General features: G+C 57.2%; 1 protein-coding gene. It reads left to right on the forward strand.

The window, feature by feature from the left end:
• A partial coding sequence (locus WMO23_RS11585; RefSeq protein WP_349174152.1) for a sugar kinase occupies positions 1 to 629 on the forward strand: 629 nt, incomplete at both ends.

Consider the following 629-nt stretch of genomic DNA (forward strand, 5'->3'; position numbering starts at 1 on the left):
ATGGCCCGGCTGGGCAATGATGTGTCGTATATTTCCAAGGTCGGCGTCGACCCCTTCGGGAAGTGCATCTGCAACTTCCTCAAGGCCAATGGCATCCACGATGACTATGTCTGGACCGATGATGACCATATGACGGGGTTCCAGATGAAAGAAAAGGTCCTGGAAGGGGATCCGACGGTAGCCAATATCCGCAAACACACGGCCTTTTCCCACTTCCGACCGGCGGACCTCTCCGGTATCGATTGGACCGGCGTCGACCACCTGCACGTCACGGGGATTCCTCTGGCCCTGTCGGAATCGTGCCGGGAAACGATTTATACGCTGATGATGCGGGCTCACGGTAAGGGCGTGCGCATTTCCTTTGACCCCAACCTGCGGCCCATGCTCTGGAAGTCCCAGGAAATCATGGCCCGTGTCATCAACGACGCCGCCCAGTATGCCGACATCGTCATGCCTGGCCTCAATGAAGGCCGGATCCTGACGGGAATGGATAATGAAAAAGATATCGCCGGTTATTATTTGCAGCGCGGCGTCCAGACCGTCGTCATCAAAATGGGCGGCAGCCATGGGACCTATATCCGCACGGCCGATGACCAGGAATACCGCGTGCCGAGCTATCACGTCGACCA

Origin of the sequence: Megasphaera intestinihominis (assembly GCF_040096415.1) — a bacterium.
Taxonomy (GTDB): domain Bacteria; phylum Bacillota; class Negativicutes; order Veillonellales; family Megasphaeraceae; genus Megasphaera; species Megasphaera intestinihominis.